The sequence below is a fragment of the Enterobacter sp. DC4 genome (assembly GCF_000568095.1).
GTDB classification, from domain to species: Bacteria; Pseudomonadota; Gammaproteobacteria; order Enterobacterales; family Enterobacteriaceae; genus Enterobacter; species Enterobacter pseudoroggenkampii.
In genome coordinates, this window is the sequence record NZ_AZUB01000002.1 from 311,738 (window position 1) to 337,098 (window position 25,361).

Annotated in this window: 25 protein-coding genes; 13 read left to right on the forward strand and 12 right to left on the reverse strand. The window is 56.4% G+C overall.

Annotated features, from left to right (window positions below; genetic code table 11):
* Positions 1 to 9: 9 nt before the first annotated feature.
* Positions 10 to 975 carry a PTS mannose transporter subunit IIAB gene (gene manX / locus P349_RS16745; RefSeq protein ID WP_032647745.1) on the reverse strand — a complete coding sequence of 322 codons (966 nt, stop codon included), beginning with the start codon at positions 973 to 975 and terminating at the stop codon, positions 10 to 12.
* Positions 976 to 1,291: 316 nt separating this feature from the next.
* On the opposite strand from manX, the gene P349_RS27020 reads away from it, so the two are divergent.
* Together P349_RS27020 and yoaE are read left to right on the forward strand one after the other, a co-directional pair.
* Positions 1,292 to 1,450, forward strand: a complete 159-nt coding sequence (locus P349_RS27020; RefSeq protein ID WP_370883520.1) for a protein YoaL — start codon at positions 1,292 to 1,294, stop codon at positions 1,448 to 1,450.
* Entirely contained in the window at positions 1,438 to 2,997 is a 1,560-nt protein-coding gene (gene yoaE, locus P349_RS16740) for a CNNM family cation transport protein YoaE (RefSeq protein WP_032647743.1), read from the forward strand. The genes P349_RS27020 and yoaE overlap by 13 nt, the downstream gene beginning before the upstream one ends.
* 6 nt (positions 2,998 to 3,003) lie before the next feature.
* Here yoaE and P349_RS16735 read toward each other — a convergent pair whose 3' ends face one another.
* The 4 genes from P349_RS16735 to pabB all read right to left on the reverse strand — a co-directional run bounded on the left by P349_RS16735 (position 3,004) and on the right by pabB (position 8,193).
* The gene (locus P349_RS16735; RefSeq protein ID WP_032647742.1) at positions 3,004 to 4,602 is read right to left on the reverse strand and encodes an EAL domain-containing protein; all 1,599 of its coding nucleotides are present in this window, start codon (positions 4,600 to 4,602) and stop codon (positions 3,004 to 3,006) included.
* A gap of 130 nt (positions 4,603 to 4,732) precedes the next feature.
* Complete coding sequence (gene sdaA, locus P349_RS16730) at positions 4,733 to 6,097, reverse strand: L-serine ammonia-lyase (RefSeq protein ID WP_032647740.1); 1,365 nt, start codon at positions 6,095 to 6,097, stop codon at positions 4,733 to 4,735.
* Between the two features lie 185 nt (positions 6,098 to 6,282).
* Positions 6,283 to 6,861: a CoA pyrophosphatase gene (locus P349_RS16725; protein ID WP_032647738.1), complete on the reverse strand. Its 579-nt coding sequence runs from the start codon at positions 6,859 to 6,861 to the stop codon at positions 6,283 to 6,285.
* Between the two features lie 6 nt (positions 6,862 to 6,867).
* Positions 6,868 to 8,193, reverse strand: coding sequence for an aminodeoxychorismate synthase component 1 (gene pabB, locus P349_RS16720; protein WP_032647736.1), 1,326 nt, complete (start codon positions 8,191 to 8,193; stop codon positions 6,868 to 6,870).
* Positions 8,194 to 8,254: 61 nt separating this feature from the next.
* Between pabB and P349_RS16715 the strand changes: the two genes are divergently transcribed.
* Positions 8,255 to 8,437, forward strand: a complete 183-nt coding sequence (locus tag P349_RS16715) for a YoaH family protein (RefSeq protein WP_008500497.1) — start codon at positions 8,255 to 8,257, stop codon at positions 8,435 to 8,437.
* Positions 8,438 to 8,443: 6 nt separating this feature from the next.
* On the opposite strand, the gene P349_RS16710 is transcribed toward P349_RS16715, so the two are convergent.
* Positions 8,444 to 8,788 (reverse strand): RidA family protein, encoded by a 345-nt coding sequence (locus P349_RS16710; RefSeq protein WP_008500498.1) that lies wholly within the window; start codon positions 8,786 to 8,788, stop codon positions 8,444 to 8,446.
* 133 nt (positions 8,789 to 8,921) lie between these two features.
* Between P349_RS16710 and P349_RS16705 the strand changes: the two genes are divergently transcribed.
* From P349_RS16705 to rnd, 5 genes are all read left to right on the forward strand, one after another.
* Positions 8,922 to 10,832 (forward strand): ATP-dependent DNA helicase, encoded by a 1,911-nt coding sequence (locus P349_RS16705; RefSeq protein ID WP_032647734.1) that lies wholly within the window; start codon positions 8,922 to 8,924, stop codon positions 10,830 to 10,832.
* Between the two features lie 66 nt (positions 10,833 to 10,898).
* A complete protein-coding gene (gene tsaB, locus P349_RS16700; protein WP_024909864.1) occupies positions 10,899 to 11,594 on the forward strand; it encodes a tRNA (adenosine(37)-N6)-threonylcarbamoyltransferase complex dimerization subunit type 1 TsaB in 696 nt (231 codons plus the stop codon).
* Positions 11,595 to 11,631: 37 nt separating this feature from the next.
* The gene (locus P349_RS16695; RefSeq protein WP_028018678.1) at positions 11,632 to 12,213 is read left to right on the forward strand and encodes a Slp family lipoprotein; all 582 of its coding nucleotides are present in this window, start codon (positions 11,632 to 11,634) and stop codon (positions 12,211 to 12,213) included.
* Positions 12,214 to 12,416: 203 nt separating this feature from the next.
* Entirely contained in the window at positions 12,417 to 14,102 is a 1,686-nt protein-coding gene (gene fadD, locus P349_RS16690) for a long-chain-fatty-acid--CoA ligase FadD (protein WP_073961507.1), read from the forward strand.
* Between the two features lie 71 nt (positions 14,103 to 14,173).
* Positions 14,174 to 15,301 carry a ribonuclease D gene (gene rnd / locus P349_RS16685; protein WP_152540064.1) on the forward strand — a complete coding sequence of 376 codons (1,128 nt, stop codon included), beginning with the start codon at positions 14,174 to 14,176 and terminating at the stop codon, positions 15,299 to 15,301.
* A gap of 74 nt (positions 15,302 to 15,375) precedes the next feature.
* On the opposite strand, the gene minE is transcribed toward rnd, so the two are convergent.
* The 3 genes from minE to minC are packed head-to-tail and all read right to left on the reverse strand — an operon-like array spanning position 15,376 to position 17,192.
* Positions 15,376 to 15,645, reverse strand: a complete 270-nt coding sequence (gene minE, locus P349_RS16680; RefSeq protein WP_008500504.1) for a cell division topological specificity factor MinE — start codon at positions 15,643 to 15,645, stop codon at positions 15,376 to 15,378.
* Between the two features lie 3 nt (positions 15,646 to 15,648).
* A complete protein-coding gene (gene minD / locus P349_RS16675; RefSeq protein ID WP_024909869.1) occupies positions 15,649 to 16,461 on the reverse strand; it encodes a septum site-determining protein MinD in 813 nt (270 codons plus the stop codon).
* A gap of 23 nt (positions 16,462 to 16,484) precedes the next feature.
* Positions 16,485 to 17,192, reverse strand: coding sequence for a septum site-determining protein MinC (minC, locus tag P349_RS16670; RefSeq protein WP_023312186.1), 708 nt, complete (start codon positions 17,190 to 17,192; stop codon positions 16,485 to 16,487).
* 123 nt (positions 17,193 to 17,315) lie between these two features.
* Between minC and P349_RS16665 the strand changes: the two genes are divergently transcribed.
* The 3 genes from P349_RS16665 (at position 17,316) to P349_RS16655 (ending at position 18,832) form a co-directional block, all read left to right on the forward strand.
* A complete protein-coding gene (locus tag P349_RS16665; protein ID WP_029742143.1) occupies positions 17,316 to 17,591 on the forward strand; it encodes a YcgL domain-containing protein in 276 nt (91 codons plus the stop codon).
* A gap of 47 nt (positions 17,592 to 17,638) precedes the next feature.
* Positions 17,639 to 18,298 (forward strand): fumarylacetoacetate hydrolase family protein, encoded by a 660-nt coding sequence (locus P349_RS16660; protein ID WP_032647730.1) that lies wholly within the window; start codon positions 17,639 to 17,641, stop codon positions 18,296 to 18,298.
* A 93-nt stretch (positions 18,299 to 18,391) separates the two neighbouring features.
* The gene (locus P349_RS16655) at positions 18,392 to 18,832 is read left to right on the forward strand and encodes a YcgN family cysteine cluster protein (protein ID WP_032647728.1); all 441 of its coding nucleotides are present in this window, start codon (positions 18,392 to 18,394) and stop codon (positions 18,830 to 18,832) included.
* Between the two features lie 125 nt (positions 18,833 to 18,957).
* Here the strand turns inward: P349_RS16655 and dsbB are convergent, their stop codons facing one another.
* A complete protein-coding gene (dsbB, locus tag P349_RS16650) occupies positions 18,958 to 19,488 on the reverse strand; it encodes a disulfide bond formation protein DsbB (protein ID WP_024909807.1) in 531 nt (176 codons plus the stop codon).
* A gap of 143 nt (positions 19,489 to 19,631) precedes the next feature.
* Positions 19,632 to 21,170, reverse strand: a complete 1,539-nt coding sequence (nhaB, locus tag P349_RS16645) for a Na(+)/H(+) antiporter NhaB (protein ID WP_032647726.1) — start codon at positions 21,168 to 21,170, stop codon at positions 19,632 to 19,634.
* 201 nt (positions 21,171 to 21,371) lie between these two features.
* Here nhaB and fadR point away from each other — a divergent pair, with 201 nt between their 5' ends.
* Entirely contained in the window at positions 21,372 to 22,091 is a 720-nt protein-coding gene (fadR, locus tag P349_RS16640) for a fatty acid metabolism transcriptional regulator FadR (protein WP_024909809.1), read from the forward strand.
* 110 nt (positions 22,092 to 22,201) lie between these two features.
* Here the strand turns inward: fadR and P349_RS16635 are convergent, their stop codons facing one another.
* The gene (locus P349_RS16635; protein WP_024909810.1) at positions 22,202 to 23,734 is read right to left on the reverse strand and encodes a SpoVR family protein; all 1,533 of its coding nucleotides are present in this window, start codon (positions 23,732 to 23,734) and stop codon (positions 22,202 to 22,204) included.
* Between the two features lie 321 nt (positions 23,735 to 24,055).
* Here P349_RS16635 and P349_RS16630 point away from each other — a divergent pair, with 321 nt between their 5' ends.
* Positions 24,056 to 25,354 carry a D-amino acid dehydrogenase gene (locus P349_RS16630; RefSeq protein WP_032647721.1) on the forward strand — a complete coding sequence of 433 codons (1,299 nt, stop codon included), beginning with the start codon at positions 24,056 to 24,058 and terminating at the stop codon, positions 25,352 to 25,354.
* The last annotated feature ends 7 nt before the right edge of the window (positions 25,355 to 25,361 follow it).

Sequence of the window (25,361 nt, forward strand, 5' to 3'; positions counted from 1 at the left end):
GGCGCGGGCTTATTTCCCAACTTTGCCGATCAAATCCATCATTTTCAGTTTTTGATCCGTGGAAACCTTACGGGCTTCCAGCTCAATACCGCGCGCATTCAGCTTGTTGAATGCCTCGATATCTTTCGCATCGACTGAAATGGCGTTGTTGACCTGCGTTTTGCCCTGACGGAATGCCATACCACCAATGTTCACGGAGGTGATTTTCACGCCGCCTTCAACAATGCGCTCAACGTCTGTCGGGTTAGTGAACAGGAGCATCACGCGTTCACCCGCGTATTTCGGGTTGTTGTAAACGCGGATCATCTTGGCGACATCCACGACGTGCGCGGTAACGCCAGGAGGAGCAACCTGAGTCAGAAGGGTTTTACGAACGGTATCGGCGGCCACTTCGTCGCTGACCACGATAATGCGTCGAACGTTGGTCTCTTTGGTCCAGCGCGTGGCGACCTGGCCGTGGATTAAACGGTCATCAATACGCGCAAGGCCGATAACCATGTAATCGTTCGGGCCCATCGGTTTTGCCGGTGCTGCCGCTTTCGGTGCCGCTGCAGGCGCAGGGGCAGGTTTTTCAACCGGCTGCGCTTTCAGGGCCTTAACCCCTTCGCGACCGGTTTCAACGGCCAGTGCCACTAGCTCATCGAACGCCGGATTGTCGTCGCGCGCCATGAAGGTTTCCACCAGCATGGGAATGTTGACCCCGGCGACAACTTCATAGTGCTCTTTATCGACGACAATGCGGCTGGCAGCATTGAACGGGCTGCCGCCCCATGTATCAACGAGAAACAGCACGCCTTTGCTGGTATCCAGCTTCTCGAGTTGAGCGTTGTACTTCTCAATCAGCGTCTCGGCGTTTTCACCGGGAACGAAATCGATCCAGCCGACGTTTTCCTGCTCGCCCAACAGCATCTCTGCCGTTTTGAGTAGCTGCTCAGCAGCCCAACCATGTGTGCCTATGACAATAGCAATGGTCACTTGCTACCTCCTTTTATTATCATTAATACGCCTGCCAGGCAGTCGTACTGAGAATCGTATTGGCGAACCGAATCGATTCAGATAAGGGTTAGAGTTCAAAAAACTAAGACTTCCGCGAATTATTTTAGATAGTGAAAAAATAATTTATGTGATGAAGATCCGTAATTTAGCCACGCGTTACAGATTTATCTGTAGCGTAAAGCGGCTGTGTTACAGAACTTTGCAAAGGAACGTAAATCTTTGCTAAAAACACAGTCTCTCTGATATGTTTAGCCTCCGTTTAATTGTTCAGGAGTATAGGGCTACAGCCCACTATATGGACCGTCACCGACGTCAGTCATCTACCAGGCCATTTCGCGCCTTATTCACCGGCGATCCTCGCCACGTATCGACTCTATTTACCTCTGTTTTGCCCACATTGAGTGGGGCACCGTTTCGTCATTCCTTTAGCAGGAGCTTGTCATGGAATTCTTAATGGACCCGTCAATCTGGGTGGGATTGCTCACGCTGGTGGTGCTGGAGATTGTTCTCGGCATTGATAACCTGGTGTTTATCGCCATCCTTGCGGACAAACTGCCGCCAAAACAGCGTGATAAAGCGCGTCTGATTGGTCTCTCGCTGGCGCTGGTCATGCGACTGGGGCTGCTCTCCGTCATTTCCTGGATGGTCACACTGACCAAACCGCTGTTCTCCGTCATGGATTACACCTTCTCCGGGCGTGATTTAATCATGCTGATCGGGGGGATATTCCTGCTCTTCAAAGCGACGACAGAGCTTCACGAGCGGCTGGAAAACCGTCAGCACGATGATGGGCATGGTAAAGGCTATGCCAGCTTCTGGGTGGTGGTACTGCAGATCGTGGTGCTTGATGCGGTCTTCTCGCTGGATGCGGTGATCACGGCGGTCGGCATGGTGAACCATCTGCCGGTAATGATGGCGGCTGTCGTTATTGCAATGGCGGTTATGCTGCTGGCCTCGAAGCCGCTGACGCGCTTCGTCAACCAGCATCCAACGGTGGTGGTGCTGTGTCTGAGCTTCCTGCTGATGATTGGTCTGAGCCTGGTGGCGGAAGGCTTTGGCTTCCATATTCCGAAAGGCTACCTGTACGCCGCGATTGGCTTCTCGATCCTGATCGAGCTGTTCAACCAGATTGCGCGTCGTAACTTTATTAAGCAGCAGTCGAATCAGCCGCTGCGTGCCCGTACCGCAGATGCCATTCTGCGCCTGATGGGCGGTCGTCGTCAGGTGAACGTTCAGTCTGATTCCGAAAACCATAATCCGGTTCCGGTCCCGGAAGGGGCGTTTGTGGAACAGGAACGCTACATGATTAACGGCGTGCTCTCCCTGGCCTCCCGTTCGCTGCGCGGCATCATGACGCCGCGCGGGGAAATCAGCTGGGTCGATGCTAACCTGAGCGTGGATGAAATTCGCCAGCAGCTGCTCTCTTCACCGCACAGCCTGTTCCCGGTGTGTCGTGGTGAGCTGGATGAGATCATCGGCGTCGTGCGGGCGAAAGAGATGCTGGTGGCCCTGGAAGAGGGCGTCAACGTGGAAGCCGTTGCTGCGGCGTCGCCTGCGATTGTCGTGCCGGAAACCCTGGATCCGATCAACCTGCTCGGGGTGCTGCGTCGCGCTCGCGGTAGCTTTGTTATCGTCACCAATGAGTTTGGTGTGGTGCAGGGGCTGGTTACGCCGCTGGACGTGCTGGAAGCGATTGCCGGTGAGTTCCCGGATGCAGACGAAACGCCAGAGATTGTTGCCGACGGTGAAGGCTGGCTGGTTAAAGGTACCACCGACCTGCACGCGCTCTCGCACACGCTGGGGCTGGAAAACGTGATTAACGATGAAGAAGACATCGCGACCGTTGCTGGTCTGGTGATCGCGGTTAACGGGCAAATCCCGCGCGTCGGAGATGTGATCGAGCTTTCGCCGCTGCACATTACGATCGTTGAAGCCAACGACTATCGCGTTGATATGGTTCGTATTGTTAAAGAACAATCAGCCCACGACGAAGATGAGTAAGCCGGCTTAGCGCAGCGGCATTAAGGGCACGATGTGCCCGTTATGATGCGCTGGCGGGGGCGCGCTCCCCGCCAGCCACTTCGGAAAATCCCGTAGCGGCATGGGCCGCGCATAGAAAAAGCCCTGCAGGACAGGTACGCCGTGGCGGCGCAAATAGCGCGCCTGCTCCTCTGTCTCGACCCCCTCAGCAACCAGTTCAATATCAAGCCGCTGGCCCAGCGCAATAATCATATCCGTCACCGTCGAGTTCACGGCGTCGGTACCGATGGCGGTGGTAAACGACTGGTCGATTTTCAGGACGTCCGGGTGCAGCTTCTCAAGCCAGGAGAGGGAGCTGTTTCCGGTGCCAAAATCGTCAATAGCAAGCTTTACCCCTTTGCGATGCAGTTCGCGCACGATGCGATAATCCGCATCCAGCAGCGCATCCCGTTCCGTGAGTTCTATCACCAGCTGCTGACGCGGACAGGCGCTGAACCAGAGACGGTTCAGGTCCTGTATCAACACCGCGTGACGGAAATGGCTGGCGGCAACGTTAATGCCGATGTGAAAACCGGCGCTGGAAGGGAAGTAGCCTATCTGGCGCACCGTTTCGGCGATGACATAGCGGGTCAGGGGGACAATCTGGTTATGTTCTTCTGCCAGAGGGATAAACACCTCCGGGGTGATCCAACCCTGACGGGGGTTGTTCCAGCGCAGCAGGATCTCCACGCCAGTACACGCCTGGGTGCGGGCATTCACCAGCGGCTGGCAGAAAAGCTCAAATTCCCGCCCCGCAATGCCCATATCAATCTCCCACGTAAAGCTCATCCGGTTTGCCGTCGCCAGCCAGGCGAGATAGCCCAGCAACAGGCTCAGCATAAGCCCCAGCGGCAGCTGGGCTGGCAGGCTTTTTAAGGCTAATGCTCCAGGACCTGGCCCGCTGACCGTAATGGTGAAAGGATTTCGGGTTGATGACTGCTGGAAAAGAGAGTCTTCATCATCAAACGTCAGGCTGTCGCTGACGCGTTGACCATAGCGCAGAAAGCGATCGCCCACGGTTAGCGCCACGTCATTGATAAGCGGGCGCTGGGGCTCGAGGATCATTTTGGCGATCAGATCGATATTGATGATCTCGATGACGCCTGCTTCACCGTCCTGAGAAACGGGATACCACTGAATCAATATCGGGCTGTCCTTAAGCAACCACTGGTCGGTGGATAAAATCAGCTTCGTCGTGCTGGCGGGGAGTTCTTTCAGGAAGTCACGAACGGGCACATCGCGGCTTCCGAAAATACTCGAGCAGTACAGGATACCGTCTTTAATCAGGGCGATAGAGCGTACCGTCTGCAAAATGGCGGCCTGCTTTCGCAGCGCCAGGTGCGCCTGGGGACAGGGCTGTCCCACCAGGGGCTGCAGCACGCTGCGGCGGTTCTCCAGAGAAAGCAGTATGTTATCAAGGGCGCGGACGGTGTGGCTGGTAAAATCGAGGATCCGCTGTTGATTAACATTGCGCTGTGAAATAAAGCGAATGCCTAACGTCAGGATGAGTGTGAGGAGCGCAACCGTGACACAGACGATAACGCGTTTTCGGCGATAGTTTTTAATGATCGTTTGTGCAGTTTGCATGAACGGTCGCCTGATAAGCCACCAGCCACAAAAGCCGGACGCAACAGTGAAAGTGTAGTGGGGAAAACAGCGGGAGACGAGGAAGAAGAGGGAAATTCGCCCATCCGTTGCAGATGGGCGAAAGGCAGTATTAGTCGCACTGCACCTTAATGGCCAGGCCACCACGGGACGTCTCGCGGTATTTCGCGTTCATGTCTTTGCCGGTTTCGTACATGGTTTCAATCACCTTATCCAGCGATACGCGAGGTTCGCTGGTACGGCGCATCGCCATACGTGAGGCGTTGATGGCTTTCACCGAGGCAATCGCGTTACGCTCGATGCACGGCACCTGCACCTGGCCCGCGACCGGGTCACAGGTCAGACCGAGGTTATGTTCCATACCGATTTCAGCCGCCACGCAGACCTGCTCAGGGCTTGCGCCCAGCAGCTCTGCCAGACCTGCCGCCGCCATGGAACAGGCCACGCCGACTTCACCCTGACAGCCCACTTCCGCACCGGAGATGGAGGCGTTCATCTTGTACAGCGCGCCGATGGCACCTGCCGCCAGGAAATAGCGGATATAGATATCCGGCGTCACGGGCTCAATAAAGTGATCGTAGTAGGCCAGCACTGCCGGGACGATACCGCAGGCGCCGTTGGTTGGCGCCGTCACGACGCGACCACCGGCGGCGTTCTCTTCGTTAACGGCCAGGGCAAACATGTTTACCCAGTCAACCACGTTCATCGGGTCGTTGGAGAACTTGTCCGTGGTCACCAGCATACGGCGCAGGGCGGAGGCACGACGCGGTACGCGCAGCGGACCCGGCAGAACGCCTTCGGTGTTCATCCCGCGATCGATACAGGCGCGCATGGTTTGCCAGACGTTCGCAAAATAGTCTTCAATCTCTTTTTTGCTGTGCAGGGCCAGCTCGTTCTGCATCACCATACCGGACAGTGAAAGACCGGTCTCTTTGCAGTAGCCCAGCATTTCGGTAGCCGATTTGAATGGGTACGGTACGCTGACGTCGCCGACGCTGTCTTTGCCAAAATGCTCTTCATCCACGATGAAGCCACCGCCGATGGAGTAGTACGTCTTGCTGTAGATCTCTTTTTCACCGCTCCAGGCGTGAATGGTCATGCCGTTTTCATGTAGCGGCAGGTTGTCGCTACGGAAACGCATGCCGTCATCCTGCGGAAAATCGACTTCCTGCTGGCCGTTTGCCAGCAGCAGGCGACCACGTGTTTCCACGTCGCGGATAAATGCCGGGATGGCATCAATATCAACGGTATCCGGCATGTTGCCTGCCAGACCCATAATAATGGCGATATCGGTGTGGTGGCCTTTACCCGTTAATGACAGCGAGCCGTAAACATCCACGGCGACACGGGTAACGCTTTCCAGTAATCCTTTTTCGACCAGATCATCGACGAACTGTTTACCGGCCTTCATCGGGCCAACAGTATGGGAAGACGAAGGGCCAATTCCCACTTTGAACATGTCGAATATACTAATCACTTTCACACTCCTGACAGGGTTACCGGGGTTCCAGTAACGATGTTATAACTGCGCATAGTGTAAGAGGGAACACCGACCTCGGCTTAACTATTCACATGAATTAAACTAATGGTTAACGATGGGTTTTGCTAATAGCGCGACGCAGATCGCAAACCTGGCAGAAGAGGGCGGAATGTAAAGTATAGTCAAGGCTTCAGGCCGATTTGCAACGCCAGCTCACGAATAATGCCCGCCGTCATGCCCCAGACAAAATAATGCTGATACCAGGACAACCAGACCCGATGGTCATGCCCACGACGCTGAATATCCAGCGGGTGGTAACGACTCAGTCGGAGGGCTTCATCCAGCGGCATTTCAAACACCGCGGAGACTTCATCGACGCTGGCGTGATACTGCAGGCCCGGCGGGATAATGCCCACCACCGGCGTGACCTGAAAACCGGTGACGCTGTCGACGGGCGGCAGCACGCCGATGACCTCAACGGCCTCCGGCGGAATGGCCACCTCTTCCTGCGCTTCGCGCAGCGCGGCGGCAATCAGCGAGGCGTCGGAGCTGTCTACCGCGCCACCCGGAAAGGCAACCTGACCCGCGTGCTTGCGTAAATGGGCGGAACGCTGGGTGAGCAGCAGGCCCGGCTGCGCGCGACGCACGACCGGGATCAGCACGGCCGCCTGACGTTGATTCAGCGCTTCGCGGTTAACCTGCGGTCGTAATAGCTGAAAACGCGATAAAAAGTCATCCAGCGTCAGGTTCTCTTTTTTCACCCGTGATTACTCCAGTTGTTTCAGGATACGGTTAACTTTATCAAAGGTTTCCTGATATTCCGCATCGACCTCACTGTCGGCAACAATGCCGCCCCCGGCCGAACAGTAAAGGTTTCCGTTGCAGGCGGTCAGCGTACGAATGGTAATGCTGGTATCCAGCGTGCCGCACAGGCTGATATAGCCGATGCTGCCGCACCAGGCGTTGCGGCGGTGCGGCTCCAGCTCATCAATGATCTCCATCGCCCGCACCTTTGGCGCGCCGGTGATGGAGCCGCCCGGGAACGCGGCACGCAGCAGGTCGCAGGCCGTGCGCGAGTCAGGCAGCCGCGCGGTAATGGTGCTGACCAGATGATGCACCGCCGGGAAAGGCTCGACGACAAACAGTTCCGGCACGCGGACGCTGCCCGGAATGGCCACCCGGCCAATGTCGTTACGCATCAGATCGACAATCATCAGGTTTTCGGCGCGGTCTTTCGGCGAGGCGGCGAGTTTTTCCGCCTGCTGGCGGTCGGCGTCGGGATCGGCAAGACGCGGCAAGGTGCCTTTAATCGGACGGGTTTGAATCGTGCCCTCGGCCAGATGAATAAAACGCTCGGGCGACAGGCTGAGGATCGCCCCCTGTTCCAGACGCACAAACGCGCTAAACGGCGCCTTATTGCTGGCATTAAGACGGGTAAACGCCTGCCACTCATCTCCCCGGTATGTCGCCTGGAAGCGCTGGGCAAGGTTAACCTGGTAGCAGTCACCGCTTTGCAGATACGCCTGAACGCGCGCGAATTTTTCGCCATACTCTGCGGCGCTCATGTTCGAGCGCCAGTCGGAGGTCAGCGTGAATGGCCCGGCAGGTGCAGGCTGCTGTGCCTCAAGCCACGCCAGACGCGCCTGCACGTCACGATGGCTCAGCAGGGAAACCGTTTTTTTCTGGTGATCAACAATTAACGCCCAGTCATACAGCCCGACGGCCATGTCGGGCAGGGGAATATCAGCCTGCGCATGCTCGGGCAGCGTTTCGAAACGGCGACCCAGATCGTAGCCAAACAGGCCCAGCGCGCCCCCCTGAAAAGGAAGGTCCGGGTTGGGTGTGGCAGATAAGCCCAGCGCGTTAATGTCGTGCTGAAGCTGCACCAGCGGCTCGTCCGTCAGCGACAGGTCATCGGTTGTCAGCGTCTTCAGCGGATCGGCGACCAGAATATCAAAGCGGCTATAGGGATGATCCGCATGGCCGGAATGCAGCAGCATCGCAAACGGAAGATGGCTCAGGCGGGCAAACCAGTATTCAGCGGCGTCTGTCCGCCAGGGCAGGGTAATAACAGTGGGGAAGCGCATGTTCATGTATGGCATACTACCGGGCAGCGTGAAATAATTAGCGCGAATAATTTAGCAGGAGTTGACGATGTTTGCAGGTTTACCTTCTCTGAGCCATGAACAGCAGCAGAAAGCGGTTGAGCGAATTCAGGAACTGATGTCCCAGGGGATGAGCAGCGGACAGGCGATTTCCCAGGTGGCGGAAGAACTGCGCGCCACGCATACCGGCGAGCGGATCGTGGCGCGTTTCGAGGATGAAGATGAAGAGTAATCGGGCTTAAACCGCCGCGATAATCTTAATCTCGACCTTGTATTCCGGCTTCATCAGCGTGGCCTGTACGGTGCAGCGTACAGGCGCGTGACCCGCCACCACCCACGCATCCCAGGCTTTGTTCATTGCCGCGAAGTCATCTTTGTTTGCCAGGAAAATCGTCGCATCCAGAATGCGGGATTTGTCGCTGCCCTGTTTTTCCAGCACCGCGTCAATCTGCGCCAGGGTATTTGCCGTCTGCTCGAACGCATCCGCGTCCAGGTTAGCCGGGACGCCGGTGTAGTAGAGCGTCTGGTTATGGATCACCACATCAGACCAGCGGGCTTCGGCATCAATGCGCACAATTGTCATAAACGTTTCCTCGTTATTTTTCGTCATCAGGCGGCAAGACTGCCATATTGTTCTCCTGTCGTCACTATTTGGGGTGGCACATGAGAGGATGGGCTGACATAATCCCTGTGCAAAAATACAGTGAGAGAGCACCGTGGCAGACGATTTTTCCCCTGAAGGTCAATTAGCGCAGGCTATCCCCGGCTTCAAACCCCGTGAGCCTCAGCGACAGATGGCGCACGCCGTTGCACACGCCATCGATAAGGCTCAGCCGCTGGTGGTTGAAGCCGGTACCGGCACGGGTAAAACCTATGCTTACCTTGCGCCGGCGCTGCGGGCGAAAAAGAAGGTGATTATTTCCACCGGTTCAAAAGCGCTGCAGGATCAGCTCTACAGCCGCGATTTGCCCACGGTAGCTAAGGCGCTGAAATACAAGGGACGTCTGGCCCTGCTGAAGGGGCGCTCCAACTATCTCTGCCTGGAGCGCCTTGAGCAGCAGGCGCTGGCGGGCGGCGATCTGCCGGTACAGACGCTGAGCGACGTCATTATCCTTCGGTCATGGGCGAACCAGACCGAAGAGGGCGATATCAGCACCTGCGCGAGCGTGCCGGAAGATTCCCCGGCCTGGCCGCTGGTGACCAGCACCAACGACAACTGCCTCGGCAGCGACTGCCCGCTGTATAAAGACTGCTTCGTGGTGAAAGCGCGCAAAACGGCGATGGACGCGGATGTGGTGGTGGTGAACCACCATCTGTTTCTCGCGGATATGGTGGTCAAGGACAGCGGTTTCGGCGAGCTGATCCCCGAGGCGGACGTGATGATCTTTGATGAAGCGCACCAGCTTCCGGATATCGCCAGCCAGTATTTCGGTCAGTCGCTCTCCAGCCGTCAGCTGCAGGATCTGGCGAAAGATTTCACCATTGCGTACCGGACCGAACTCAAAGATACCCAGCAGCTGCAGAAGTGCGCCGACCGCCTGGCGCAGAGCGTGCAGGATTTCCGTTTACAGCTCGGCGAGCCGGGCTATCGCGGCAACCTGCGCGAGCTGCTGGCGGACAAAAATATCCAGCGCGCGCTGCTGCTGCTCGATGACGCCCTGGAGCTCTGCTACGACGTGGCGAAACTGTCCCTCGGCCGCTCCGCGCTGCTGGATGCGGCCTTCGAGCGCGCTACGCTCTATCGCGGTCGGCTCAAACGGCTGAAAGAGATCAACCAGCCGGGGTACAGCTACTGGTACGAGTGCACCTCGCGGCATTTCACGCTGGCGCTCACGCCGCTGACGGTGGCCGATAAATTCAAAGAGGTGATGGCGCAAAAGCCGGGAAGCTGGATCTTCACCTCGGCAACCCTGTCGGTGAATGACGATCTGCACCACTTCACCGAGCGCCTCGGCATTGAGCAGGCGGAATCGCTGCTCCTGCCCAGCCCGTTCGACTACGAAAAACAGGCGCTGCTCTGCGTTCCCCGTAATCTGCCGCTGCCGAACCAGCCGGGTGCGGCGCGCCATCTGGCTGCAATGCTAAAACCGATGATCGAGGCCAACAACGGCCGCTGCTTTATGCTCTGTACCTCCCACGCCATGATGCGCGATCTCGCCGAGCAGTTCCGCGCCACGATGACCCTACCGGTGCTGCTGCAGGGCGAAACCAGCAAAGGCCAGCTGTTACAGCAGTTTGTCAGCGCCGGTAATGCCCTGCTGGTCGCAACCAGCAGCTTCTGGGAAGGGGTAGACGTGCGCGGCGACACGCTTTCGCTGGTGATCATTGATAAGCTGCCGTTTACCTCCCCGGACGATCCGCTGCTGAAGGCGCGGATGGAAGACTGCCGTCTGCGCGGCGGCGATCCGTTTGACGAGGTACAGCTGCCGGATGCGGTCATCACGCTTAAGCAAGGGGTAGGGCGCTTAATCCGTGACGTCACCGATCGCGGCGTGCTGGTCATCTGCGATAACCGGCTGGTGATGCGTCCTTACGGGGCGACTTTCCTTGCAAGCCTGCCGCCCGCGCCGCGGACGCGGGACATAAAACGCGCGGTGCGTTTCCTGGCAAACCCAACGGCGGAGTAATTTACCCCGGAGTGTGCTAAGATGCGCGCCATTTTGTGACTGACCCTTGCGAGAGCGCGACGACTGATGCGAATTCTGGCTATTGATACCGCGACAGAGGCTTGCTCTGTTGCTCTGTTGAACGACGGTGCTGTTTCTGCCCATTTCGAAGAGTGCCCCCGGGAACACACCCAACGCATTCTGCCCCTGGTAAAAGCCATTTTAACCCAGGGCAACACCTCCTTAACCGACCTCGACGCGCTGGCCTTCGGCCGCGGCCCCGGCAGCTTTACGGGCGTACGTATCGGGATTGGCATTGCTCAGGGGCTGGCGCTGGGCGCCGAACTGCCGATGATCGGCGTCTCTACCCTCGCCACCATGGCGCAGGGCGCATGGCGCATGACCGGGGCAACGCGCGTCCTGGCAGCGATTGATGCCCGCATGGGCGAAGTCTACTGGGCCGAATACACCCGCGACGAGCAGGGCGTGTGGCACGGCGAAGAGACGGAAGCCGTGCTTAAGCCAGAAGCTGTGACAGAACGACTGAAGCAGCTGTCCGGTGAGTGGGCGACCGTCGGCACGGGCTGGCCAGCGTGGCCTGAGATGGCGAACGACACCGGATTGACGCTGGTGGACGGCAACATGCTGCTCCCGGCTGCTGAAGATATGCTTCCGATTGCCAGCCAGCTGCTCGCAGCAGGAAAAACCGTGGCCGTTGAACAGGCGGAACCGGTTTATTTGCGAAACACCGTCGCGTGGAAGAAACTTCCGGGCCGCGAGTGAATCTCAGTAACAGGAACTGAGAAAAAGGAGTCGCATCATGGCGGTTCAGACTAAAGTAGTACGCCTTATTATGGCAGGCGCAGTTGCCATAGCACTGAGCGGATGCGTTTCCGTTCCTGATGCGATTAAGGGCAGCAGCCCGACGCCACAGCAGGATCTGGTTCGGGTGATGAATGCCCCTGAACTGTACGTCGGCCAGGAAGCACGCTTTGGCGGTAAGGTCATAGACGTACAAAACCAGCAGGGGAAAACCCGTCTGGAGATCGCCACCGTTCCGCTGGACAGCGGCGCGCGGCCTGTACTGGGCGAGGCCTCCCGGGGACGTATCTACGCGGACGTCAGCGGTTTCCTCGATCCGGTCGATTTCCGCGGACAGCTGGTGACCGTCGTCGGGCCGATTACCGGCGCCGTGCAGGGCAAAATCGGCAACACGCCGTACAAATTTATGACCATGCAGGTCAACGGGTATAAACGCTGGCGGCTGGCACAGCAGGTGATCATGCCGCCTCAGCCGATCGATCCTTGGATGTGGGGTCCACATCCTTATCGTTATGGCTACCCGGGCTGGGGCTGGTACAACCCGGGCCCTGCACAGGTTCAGACGATCGTTACTGAGTAACTTACTGTTATTGTTAGAAAAGAGACAGCGGCTCAGCCGCTGTCTCTGTTTTTTTACGGATAAAACGAAAAAAAAGAGTGACGCGCTTCGCAACCTTAAATCTGAACAATTAATAAACTGGTACGCTGAGTTAATATAATGTTAACAAACTGTTTATTATCGGGGTTGTGATGACGACGAACACTCATTTCAGAGGTGATGCATTGAAGAAGGTTTGGCTTAACCGTTATCCCGCAGATGTTCCTGCTGAGATCAATCCTGACCGTTATCAATCCCTGGTGGAATTATTTGAACACTCGGTAAGGCGCTACGCGGACCAGCCCGCATTTGTGAATATGGGCGAGGTGATGACGTTCCGTAAGCTGGAGGAGCGCAGCCGGGCGTTTGCGGCGTATCTGCAGGAAGGGCTGGGGCTGCAAAAAGGGGATCGCGTCGCGCTGATGATGCCGAACCTGCTGCAATACCCGGTGGCGCTGTTCGGTATCCTGCGTGCCGGGATGATCGTCGTCAACGTCAACCCGCTGTATACCCCGCGCGAGCTGGAGCATCAGCTGAACGACAGCGGCGCGGTTGCGATTGTCATTGTGTCCAACTTTGCCCATACGCTGGAAAAGGTGGTCGACAAGACCCAGGTTAAACACGTCATCCTGACGCGCATGGGGGACCAGCTCTCCACCGCCAAAGGCACGCTGGTTAACTTTGTCGTCAAATACGTCAAACGTCTGGTGCCAAAATACCATCTGCCGGACGCCATCTCCTTCCGCCGCGCGCTGCATGCGGGCTACCGTATGCAGTATGTGAAACCCGAAGTGGTCGCGGAAGATCTTGCGTTTCTGCAATACACAGGCGGGACCACCGGCGTCGCCAAAGGGGCCATGCTTACCCACCGCAATATGCTGGCAAACCTTGAACAGGTAAACGCCACCTACGGGCCGCTGCTGCATCCGGGCAAAGAGGTGGTGATCACCGCGCTTCCGCTGTATCACATCTTTGCGTTGACCATGAACTGCCTGCTGTTTATTGAACTGGGTGGTCAGAACATCCTCATCACCAACCCGCGCGATATCCCGGGCCTGGTGAAAGAGCTGGCGAAATACCCGTTCACCGCCATGACCGGGGTAAATACTCTGTTTAACGCGCTGCTGAATAACAAAGAGTTCCAGCAGCTGGACTTCTCCACGCTGCATCTCTCTGCGGGCGGAGGCATGCCGGTTCAGCAGGCGGTCGCCGAGCGCTGGGTGAAGCTCACCGGTCAGTATTTGCTGGAGGGCTATGGCCTGACGGAGTGCGCGCCGCTGGTCAGCGTTAACCCGCATGACATCGACTATCATAGCGGAAGCATTGGTTTGCCCGTTCCTTCCACTGAAGCGAAACTGGTCGATGATAACGATAACGAAGTCGCGCCGGGCGAGCCGGGGGAGCTGTGCGTCAAAGGTCCGCAGGTGATGCTGGGCTACTGGCAGCGCCCCGATGCGACCGACGAAATCATCAAAGACGGCTGGCTGCACACCGGTGATATTGCGGTGATGGATGACGAGGGCTTCCTGCGCATCGTCGATCGTAAGAAAGACATGATCCTGGTCTCCGGTTTCAACGTCTATCCGAATGAGATCGAAGACGTGGTTATGCAGCACAGCGGCGTGCTCGAAGTGGCGGCAGTCGGCGTGCCTTCCGGCAGCAGCGGTGAAGCGGTGAAGATATTTGTGGTCAAGAAAGATCCTTCTCTCACCGAGGAAGCGCTGGTAACGTTTTGTCGTCGTCAGCTGACGGGCTACAAGGTGCCGAAGCTGGTGGAATTCCGCGACGAGCTGCCGAAATCCAACGTCGGGAAGATATTACGACGAGAATTACGTGACGAAGCCCGTGGCAAAGTAGACAATAAGGCCTGAGCTTCACGCTAATCGCCCAGACGCCGGTTAAGCCGGCGTTTTTTATGGGCGCAAACAAAAGAGAACCCGTTTTGAATTACCAGATGATCACGACCAACGACGAGCTGGCTTCGCTGTGCGAAGTGACGCGCGACTTTCCTGCCATTGCCCTGGATACCGAGTTTGTCCGTACCCGGACCTATTATCCGCAGCTGGGTTTGATTCAGATGTACGACGGTAAACACGTGTCGCTGATCGACCCTCTCGGCATTACCGACTGGACGCCGATGCGTGACCTGCTGCTCGATACCGCCGTGACGAAATACCTGCACGCAGGCAGTGAAGATCTGGAAGTCTTTCTGAACACCTTTGGCATCATGCCTCAGCCGCTGATTGACACGCAGATCCTCGCGGCATTCAGCAATCGTCCGCTCTCATGGGGCTTTGCTGCCATGGTAGAGGAGTATACGGGCCTGACGCTGGATAAAAGTGAATCCCGTACCGACTGGCTGGCGCGTCCGCTAACTGAGCGTCAGCTGGAGTATGCGGCGGCAGACGTGTTTTACCTGCTGCCGATTGCCGGACAGTTAATGAAAGAGGCAGAAGCCTCCGGATGGCTGCCTGCGGCGCTCGACGAGTGCCGTATGACCCAGCAGCGTCGTCAGGAAGTAGTTGACCCGAAAGAGGCCTGGCGCGACATCAGCAACGCCTGGCAGCTGCGTACGCGTCAGCTGGCGTGCCTGCAGCTGCTGGCAGACTGGCGTTTGCGTAAAGCACGCGAGCGCGATCTGGCCGTTAACTTTGTGGTTCGCGAAGAACATCTCTGGGCAGTGGCGCGCTATATGCCGGGCAGCCTGGGCGAGCTGGACAGCATTGGGCTTTCGGGCAGCGAGATCCGCTTCCACGGCAAAACCCTGCTGGCGCTGGTCGCAAAAGCGCAGGAGCTGCCGGAAGATGCGCTGCCGGAACCGCTGCTGAACCTGTTGGATATGCCGGGCTATCGCAAAGCGTTTAAGGAGATTAAAGCGCTGGTGCAGAACGTTGCAGCGGAAAGCAAACTGAGCGCTGAACTGCTCGCCTCACGTCGTCAGATTAACCAGCTGCTGAACTGGCACTGGAAGCTGAAGCCGCAGAATGGCGTGCCGGAAATGATGGCGGGGTGGCGCGGGAAATTGATGGCCGATCGCCTGAATACGCTGCTGGAAGGTTATCCGCGATAAAAAATATGCCGGGTGATAAACCCGGCATATTCCCCCGGTGGCGCTGCGCTTACCGGGGCTACGAAATCACAAACCTACGGACGCGACTCTTCCGCTTCCGGGAGCGTCACGTTCAGCTCCAGAATCGAAATATCCCCGTCTTTTTGTTCCAGCTGCACCGTCACCATCTCCGGGTCAATCTGCACGTACTTACAGATCACTTCCAGGATGTCCTTACGCAGCTGCGGCAGGTAGTGAGGCTCGGCGTCGCTACGACGACGCTCCGCAACGATAATTTGCAGACGTTCTTTTGCGATGTTGGCGGTGTTCTTTTTCCGCGAGAGAAAAAAGTCCAGTAATGCCATAACTTATCCTCCGAACAGGCGTTTGAGGAAACCTTTCTTCTCTTCTTCAATGAAGCGGAAAGGACGTTCTTCTCCCAGCAGACGGTCAACGGTATCGGCGTAAGCTTTACCTGCATCTGCCAATGTATCAAGGATCACTGGCTCGCCCTGGTTAGAAGCGCGTAACACGGACTGATCTTCCGGGATAACGCCCACCAGCTTAATGCGCAGGATCTCCAGCACGTCTTCCATGCTCAGCATGTCACCTTTGTTCACGCGGCCCGGATTGTAGCGGGTGAGCAGCAGGTGTTCTTTAATCGGGTCTTCGCCATTTTCCGCACGACGGGATTTAGAGGCGAGGATCCCCAGAATGCGGTCTGAATCACGCACGGATGAAACTTCAGGGTTAGTGGTGATGATCGCTTCATCAGCGAAGTACAGTGCCATCAGGGCACCGGTTTCGATGCCGGCAGGGGAGTCACAGACGATGAAGTCGAAATCCATTTTTTTCAGCTCATCGAGCACCTTTTCCACTCCTTCACGGGTCAGGGCGTCTTTGTCACGCGTCTGAGAGGCCGGGAGAATGTAGAGGTTCTCGGTGCGCTTGTCTTTAATCATCGCCTGGTTCAGCGTGGCATCGCCCTGAATGACGTTCACGAAGTCATACACGACGCGACGCTCACATCCCATGATGAGGTCGAGGTTACGCAGACCGATATCGAAGTCGATAACGATGGTTTTCTTTCCCTTCTGGGCCAAACCAGTAGCGATGGCCGCGCTGGAGGTGGTCTTGCCAACGCCTCCTTTACCCGAAGTAACAACAATAATGCGTGCCATAGAAATTCCTTGTTAAAAAGGGATCAATTCAACGGTTGAACGGTCAACGCGTCGTCTGCCAGAAGCAGGCGAGCCGCTTTGCCATAAAATTCGGCTGGGATCTTGTCGCTCAGCCAATATTCACCTGCGATGGACACCAGTTCCGCCGTCAGGTGAGTACAAAATATTTGCGCGTCTCGATCGCCACTTGCACCCGCGAGCGCACGTCCACGCATCATACCGTATACGTGAATGTTGCCATCTGCAATCAGCTCAGCGCCAGCACTGACGTGGCTTGTAACAATCAGATCACAGTTTGGTGCATAAATGCGCTGACCGGAACGAACCGGCACATCAATCATTCGCGTTTTTGTGACGGTAGTAACGTTTTGCACCGCAGGAGGGGGCGTTTGCACGGCAACGGGTGCCGCACGCGAGGCTTTTTCTTTGCCCTCATTCAGAAGAGGCAGCCCCGCACGCTCAATTTCCGCTTTCAGCTCAGTATCTTTGCAGCCGCTGATGCCCACGATACGCAGTCCGGTCGAGGAGACGGCCTGCTGGAGAAGTTTCCAGTTAACCGGAGCCTCAAGACCGCTAACGTTGATCACAACAGGGGCGTGCTTCAGAAAGGCGGGAGCCTGGGCGATTTTGTCCTCTAACGCCTGACGAATAACCTCGGGTTTTGCATCATGCAAATGTACCACTGATAAGGTGAAGCTACTGCCTTTAAGCTCGATGGGCGTGTTTGACATCCTGGCCTTACTCAATTTGCTATTAACCGCAACCACTCGCTGCGATATTCCGAAGAGTATCAGGCATGTTATAGTCAGGAGTATATTGAGGCAAGCAACCACCCATTAATTCAGAGTAAAAACATGTTTTGTGTGATCTACAGAAGTACAAGCCGTGACCAGACCTATCTTTATGTCGAAAAGAAAGACGATTTTTCACGCGTGCCTGAAGAATTAATGAAGAACTTTGGCCGACCACAGCTGGCGATGCTGCTGCCGCTTGATGGTCGTAAGAAACTGATTAATGCCGATCTGGATAAAGTAAAAACGGCCTTAGCCGAGCAAGGCTATTATTTACAGCTTCCACCGCCACCCGAGAATTTATTAAAACAGCATCTTGAGGCGAACGGTAAAAAATAGTCTCAACTGTTTTTGGGCACAACACATCAACCGTTTAGGGGTCGACCATGTATCAACATCACAACTGGCAAGGTGCATTACTGGATTATCCCGTCAGCAAAGTCGTCTGCGTGGGCAGCAACTATGCAAAACATATTCAGGAGATGGGCAGCGCGACGCCAGAAGAGCCGGTTCTGTTCATTAAGCCTGAAACGGCGCTTTGCGATATCCGCCAGCCGCTGGCCCTGCCGCAGGGGCTCGGCTCGGTGCATCACGAAGTTGAACTCGCCGTGCTGATCGGCGCAACGCTGCGTCAGGCCTCCGAAGAGCATGTTCAGAAAGCGATTGCCGGTTACGGCGTGGCGCTGGATCTGACGCTACGTGACGTGCAGGGCAAAATGAAGAAAGCCGGGCAGCCTTGGGAAAAAGCCAAAGGGTTTGATAATTCCTGCCCGATCTCGGCGTTTGTGCCGGTGAGCGAATTTACCGGCGATCCGCAGGACACCCCGCTCAGCCTGAAGGTTAACGGTGAAATCCGCCAGCAGGGCACCACGGCAGACATGATCCATAAGATTGTGCCGCTGATCGCCTACATGAGCCGCTTCTTTACCCTGAAACCGGGCGATGTGATCCTGACCGGAACCCCAGAAGGTGTTGGCCCGCTGCTCAGCGGTGACGAGCTTGAGGTCGGTTTTAACGGCCTGTCGCTGAAAACCCGCGTGCTGTAACCTCCTCTTGCCGCCTGAAAAGGGCGGCAAAACTTGCATCGACGTGCCAGACTCGTTATAAGGTGCGCTTTCTTTTGACGTGTGGACATCCTGATGAACGACATCCCCTTCTGGCAAAGCAAAACTCTCGACGACATGACGGACGCGGAATGGGAATCCTTATGCGACGGCTGCGGTCAGTGCTGCCTGCATAAGCTGATGGATGAAGATACGGACGAGATTTACTTCACCAACGTTGCCTGCAAGCAGCTAAACATAAAGACCTGCCAGTGCCGCAACTATAAGCGCCGCTTCGAGTTTGAGCCGGACTGCATCAAGTTAACCCGGGATAATTTGCCCACCTTTGAATGGCTGCCGCATACCTGCGCGTATCGCCTGCTGGCGGAAGGGAAAGGTCTGCCTGACTGGCATCCGCTGTTAACCGGTTCAAAAGCGGCGATGCACGGTGAGCGCATTTCAGTGCGCCACATCGCGGTGAAAGAGTCCGAGGTGCGTGACTGGGAAGACCACATCATGAACCACCCGACCCGTTGAGATTAAAAAACCCGCCGAGGCGGGTTTTTTCTTGTGTTTGTGCGGCCTGATGCCCTCACCCCAACCCTCTCCCACGGGAGAGGGCGCAAACACTAAAAACGGCAACCGAGGTTGCCGTTTTGCTTTTACCTTCCAAACAGATCGCGTTTTTTCGGTTTGAACGGCTGGGCGATCAGCACCAGCAGCGCCACGACGAAGTAGGCGGCAAAAATACCCACCAGCCACTGCGGCATCTCCAGCGTCAGGAATTCCCACTGACGAACGGAGCAGTCACCGGATGCGACAAACACTTGCGGCAGCCATTTGTCCAGCGGCAGCCAGCTCGGGAAGCGGGCGGCAAAATCACAGGTCATAAACGGTGACGGATGCAATTGCATCATGGTGTGCTGCCAGGAGAGTTCAATCCCTTTCCAGGCGCTGTATATCCAGATGGCAATACCGGCATAGCGAAGCGGCGATTTTGGGGCAATCGCGCCCACCAGGCCCGCACCCATAATGCCGAACAGTGCGCAGCGTTCATAAATACAAAGCACGCAAGGTTTGAGTCCCATTACATGCTGGAACCACAGCGCGACCATTTCCAGCGCAAAGGCGGTCAGGGCCATTAACAACCACGCTCCGCGACCGCGGGAGCACTGGTTTAAAAATCTCAACATAATCATTTCCCTGGAACATGCTTAGAAATCGCAGTGTAAACGAATTCGTTTTTCGCGCCACCTGTACCTGGCGAAATAAAACGTAATTGGATGTTTATCGTGCGAAAAGGCAAACGGGCAGCGAACTGCCCGAGATGCAGTGTTTATTGCGCCGCAAGTATACCCGCTTGTATCAACCATTGCGTACAGGGAATGAGGGTAATTTTGACGCAAAGCAATCCCACGATCGTGAGCACCAGCGTATAGGGCAGCGCCATCCACACCATCCTGCCATAAGAAAGTCGTATGAGCGGCGCGAGGGCGGAGGTCAGGAGGAACAGGAAGGCGGCCTGGCCATTTGGCGTCGCCACCGACGGCAGGTTGGTGCCGGTATTGATCGCCACGGCCAGCAGCTCAAACTGTCCGGCGCTGATAACGCCTTGCTCCAAAGCCGCTTTGGCCTCGTTGATATAGACCGTCCCGACGAAGACGTTATCTGAGATCGACGAGAGCAGGCCGTTGAACAGGTAAAACAGCGACAGCTGAGCATCCGGCGATGCCTTTAAGACAAAGGCAATAATCGGCGCGAACAGATGCTGGTCGATTATCACCGCCACGACGGCAAAGAACACCGCCAGCAGGGCGGTAAACGGCAGGGCTTCGGTAAACGCCTTACCGATGGCATGCTCGTCCGTCACGCCGGTAAAGGTGGTGGCGAGAATAATGACCGACAGGCCAATCAGCCCCACTTCAGCCAGATGGAACGCCAGCGCGGCGATCAGCCAGACGCCGATGATCCCCTGGGCAATCAGACGCAGCGTCTCCTGGCGCGTCCGCTGGCGTCGGCTCTGCAGATCGAATTTATGCAGCTCCTGACGTACCGGCTCCGGGAGCTGGGCCCCATAGCCAAAGAGGCTAAACTTCTCCACCAACAGACAGGTCGCCAGCCCGCAGAAAAGCACCGGTACGCTCACCGGCGCCATTCTCAGGAAGAACTCACCGAAGTGCCAGCCCGCCGCTTTGGCAATGATCAGGTTTTGCGGTTCGCCCACCATGGTCATCACGCCGCCCAGCGCGGTACCGACGCCAGCATGCATCATCAGGCTGCGCAGGAAGGCGCGAAACTGTTCCAGTACCTCACGATTATGCGCATCGACGTGGCTGTCATCCTGCAAATCCTCGCCCGGACGAGAGGAGGCCACGCAGTGATAAATACCGTAAAACCCCACCGCTACGCTTATCACCACCGCGACGACCGTCAGCGCATCCAGGAAGGCCGACAGGAAGGCGGCCGCCAGGCAAAACGCCAGCGAGAGCAACATTTTCGACGGAATGCTGAGCAGCAGGCGCGTGAAGATAAACAGCAGCAGCTGTTTCATGAAGTAGATGCCCGCCACCATAAACATCAGCAGCAGAAGCACTTCGAGATTGGATGCCAGCTCGGCTTTGACGTGCTCGGCGCGGGTCATGCCGATGACGACGGCCTCAAACGCCAGCAGCCCGCCCGGCAAAAGCGGATAACATTTCAGCGCCATGGCCAGGGTGAAGATAAACTCCGCCACCAGCAACCACCCGGCAATGAACGGGTTTACGCTAAAGAGGAGGGGGTTAACGACCAGGAACACCAGAAGTATAAGTTTGTACCAGTCCGGAGACTGGCCTAAAAAGTTGCGCCACAGTGCGCGCCCAAAAGAAATTTCCACGACAGACGTCCATCCCCGTCAAGTAAGACAAAACATCAGTATACGCAAAAATCGCGGTCTGGAGGCGGATAAGGCTGCATTGTAAATTTCACAAAAATGAAACGGCGATCCCTCTTTTCTCTCTTTGCCGTGCTACCTGCCACTGGCTGCCTCTGGTATGATGAGTCCAATTTGCTAAAGCTGTGTAATGGAAATCTCACTATGGTCATTAAGGCGCAGAGCCCGGCGGGTTTCGCGGAAGAGTACATCATTGAAAGCATCTGGAATAATCGTTTCCCTGCGGGGTCCATCCTTCCGGCTGAACGCGAACTCTCTGAACTGATTGGCGTCACTCGCACCACGCTGCGTGAAGTGCTCCAGCGGCTGGCGCGCGATGGCTGGTTGACTATCCAGCACGGCAAGCCGACGAAAGTAAACAACTTCTGGGAAACGTCCGGGCTGAACATTCTTGAAACGCTGGCGCGTCTCGACCATGAAAGCGTGCCGCAGCTCATTGATAATCTGCTCTCCGTTCGCACCAACATCGCGACGATCTTTATTCGTACCGCTTTCCGTCAGCATCCGGAAGACGCCCTTGCGGTGCTGGCCACAGCGAACGAGGTGGAAGATCACGCCGATGCTTTTGCCACCCTCGATTACAACGTGTTTCGCGGCCTGGCGTTTGCCTCCGGCAACCCGGTGTATGGCCTGATCCTCAACGGTATGAAAGGGCTTTATACCCGCATCGGCCGCCACTACTTTGCCAATCCGGAAGCGCGTAGCCTGGCGCTGGGCTTCTACCATAAGCTGAGCAAGCTCTGTACTGAAGGCCTGCACGATCAGGTTTATGAGACGGTGCGCCGCTACGGTCATGATTCCGGTGAAATCTGGCACCGCATGCAGAAAACGCTGCCGGGCGATTTGGCGATTCAGAGCCGCTGAAATAAAAAACCTCTCGTATGAGAGGTTTTTTTTCGCCCGGTGACGCTTCGCTTACCGGGCCTACAAAACCCGTAGGCCGGGTAAGGCGTAGCCGCCACCCGGCAAAAAAACTACAGTGTATTCAACCGCGCCGGGCAGCGTTCCAGCAGCTCGACGCTCCCGTCTTCATTCTGCTGCTCCAGCTGCACGTCAAAGCCCCACAGGCGATGCACATGCTTCAGCACCTCTTTGCGCCCTTTATCCAGCGGCGCGCGATTGTGCGGGATATAGCGCAGCGTCAGGGAGCGGTCACCGCGCAAATCCACGTTCCACACCTGAATATTCGGCTCAAGGTTGCTCAGGTTGTACTGGGAAGAGAGGCGAGAGCGGATCTCACGGTATCCCTCCTCGTTGTGGATTGCGGAGATCTCCAGATAGTTGTTACGGTCGTCGTCCAGCACGGTGAAGAAGCGGAAGTCACGCATGATCTTCGGCGACATAAACTGGCTGATGAAGCTCTCATCCTTGAAGTCGCGCATCGCAAAGTGCAGCGTTTCCAGCCAGTCAGAGCCGGCGATATCCGGGAACCAGTACTTGTCTTCTTCCGTTGGCGACTGGCAGATACGCTTAATGTCCTGGAACATGGCAAAGCCAAGCGCATACGGGTTAATGCCGCTGTACCACGGGCTGTTGTAGGGCGGCTGGAACACCACGTTGGTATGGCTGTGGAGGAATTCCATCATGAACCGCTCGGTAACTTTACCCTCGTCATACAGATGGTTGAGGATGGTGTAGTGCCAGAAGGTCGCCCAGCCTTCGTTCATCACCTGCGTCTGCTTTTGCGGATAGAAATACTGGCTCACCTTGCGCACGATGCGCAGGATCTCACGCTGCCACGGCTCCAGCAGCGGGGCGTTCTTCTCCATAAAATAGAGCAGGTTTTCCTGTGGCTCGGACGGATAACGACGCGCTTCGGCGACCGCTTTTTCTTCCTCACGTTTCGGCAGGGTACGCCACAGCATGTTCACCTGGCTCTGCAGATACTCTTCGCGGCTTTTTTGTCGCGCTTTCTCCTCCTGCAGGGAGATTTTCTGCGGACGTTTGTAGCGGTCCACGCCGTAGTTCATCAGCGCGTGGCAGGAGTCGAGCAGTTTTTCCACTTCGTCCACGCCGTAGCGCTCTTCGCAGTCGGTAATATATTTACGGGCGAAGATCAGGTAATCGACGATGGAGCTGGCATCCGTCCAGCTGCGGAACAGGTAGTTATTCTTGAAAAAGGAGTTGTGCCCGTAGCAGGCGTGCGCCATCACCAGCGCCTGCATGGTAATGGTGTTCTCTTCCATTAAATAGGCGATACACGGATTGGAGTTAATGACAATCTCATACGCCAGCCCCTGCTGGCCGTGCTTATACAGCCGCTCCGTTTCAATAAATTTTTTACCAAACGACCAGTGTGGATAGTTAATCGGCATCCCGACGCTGGAGTAGGCGTCCATCATCTGTTCGGACGTAATGACTTCAATCTGATGGGGATAGGTATCCAGACGATACAGTTTTGCGACCCGGTCGATTTCGGCGAGGTAAACATCCAGCAGCTCGAAGGTCCAGTCGGGTCCATCGCTCAGACGTGTGTTGTCCTTGTTCAGGGAATCAATAGTAGCCATTAGCGCGCCCTCGTTGTGGGTGCTCTCTCTGTCTGGAGAGCCTCCTTTCAAGCATAGATCAACGTGTTAAAAAGCGTGCTGGGGCAGAAATTTTTTCTTTGCGATTTCGCGTTTTTGATACGGCAAAAAAACGGTATGCCTCAGCATATTATGCTGGTTAAAAATAACGCGCAGCAGGAGATCCCAAATTAGCACTATCCCCTGATGCTGGGGGATGTGTGAGGTAAGTCACCATAAAAAAGTCATATGTTGAATAATATTTTCAACTAGGTTATCAATCTGTAATTAGAAGATTGTTCTTTTGCACATAATGGAGTGGCTATGCGTGTTGTCATACTGGGAAGTGGTGTCGTTGGGGTAACCAGCGCCTGGTATTTAAGTCAGGCGGGACATGACGTAACCGTTATCGATCGTGAATCCGGTCCGGCGCTCGAAACCAGCGCGGCGAACGCCGGGCAAATCTCTCCCGGCTATGCCGCTCCGTGGGCTGCGCCGGGCGTTCCGCTGAAAGCGATTAAATGGATGTTCCAGCGCCACGCGCCGCTGGCCATCAGCCTTGACGGCACGCAGTTCCAGCTGAAGTGGATGTGGCAGATGCTGCGCAACTGCGACACCCGCCACTACATGGAGAACAAAGGGCGCATGGTGCGCCTGGCGGAATACAGCCGCGACTGCCTGAAAGCGCTGCGCGCGTCGACGGGGATTGAGTACGAAGGCCGTCAGGGCGGAACGCTGCAGCTGTTCCGCACCGAGCAACAGTACGAAAATGCCACCCGCGATATCGCCGTGCTGGAAGATGCCGGCGTACCGTATCAGCTGCTGGAAGCCAGTCAGTTAGGGCAGGTTGAACCGGCGCTGGCGGAAGTGGCGCATAAGCTGACGGGCGGCCTGCGCCTGCCGAATGACGAAACCGGCGACTGCCAGCTCTTTACGCAGCGTCTGGCGCAAATGTGCGAGCAGGCGGGGGTGAAGTTCCGCTTCAACACCTCTGTCGACAAGCTGCTGTCGGAAGGGGAAAAAATTTACGGCGTGAAGTGCGGCGACGAGGTGATCAAAGCCGATGCCTACGTGATGGCGTTTGGTTCGTACTCCACCGCCATGCTGAAAGGTATTCTCGACATTCCGGTCTACCCGCTCAAGGGCTACTCGCTGACCATTCCGGTGAAAGAAGAGAGCGGTGCTCCGGTATCGACCATTCTGGATGAAACCTACAAAATCGCCATTACCCGCTTCGATAACCGCATTCGCGTAGGCGGCATGGCGGAGATTGTCGGCTTCAACACCGAACTGCTACAGCCGCGTCGTGAAACGCTGGAGATGGTTGTGGGCGATCTCTTCCCGCGCGGTGGCTTTGTGGAGCAGGCGACGTTCTGGACCGGCCTGCGTCCGATGACCCCGGACGGCACGCCTATCGTGGGCCGCACGCCGTTTAAAAACCTGTGGACCAATACCGGCCACGGCACGCTTGGCTGGACGATGGCCTGCGGATCGGGCCAACTGCTGAGCGACCTGATTTCCGGGCGCACGCCGGCAATTCCGTTTGACGATTTAAGCGCCGCACGCTATCAATCGGGGTTTACGCCTTCGCGTCCACAGCATCTGCACGGCGCGCATAACTAAGGAGCTG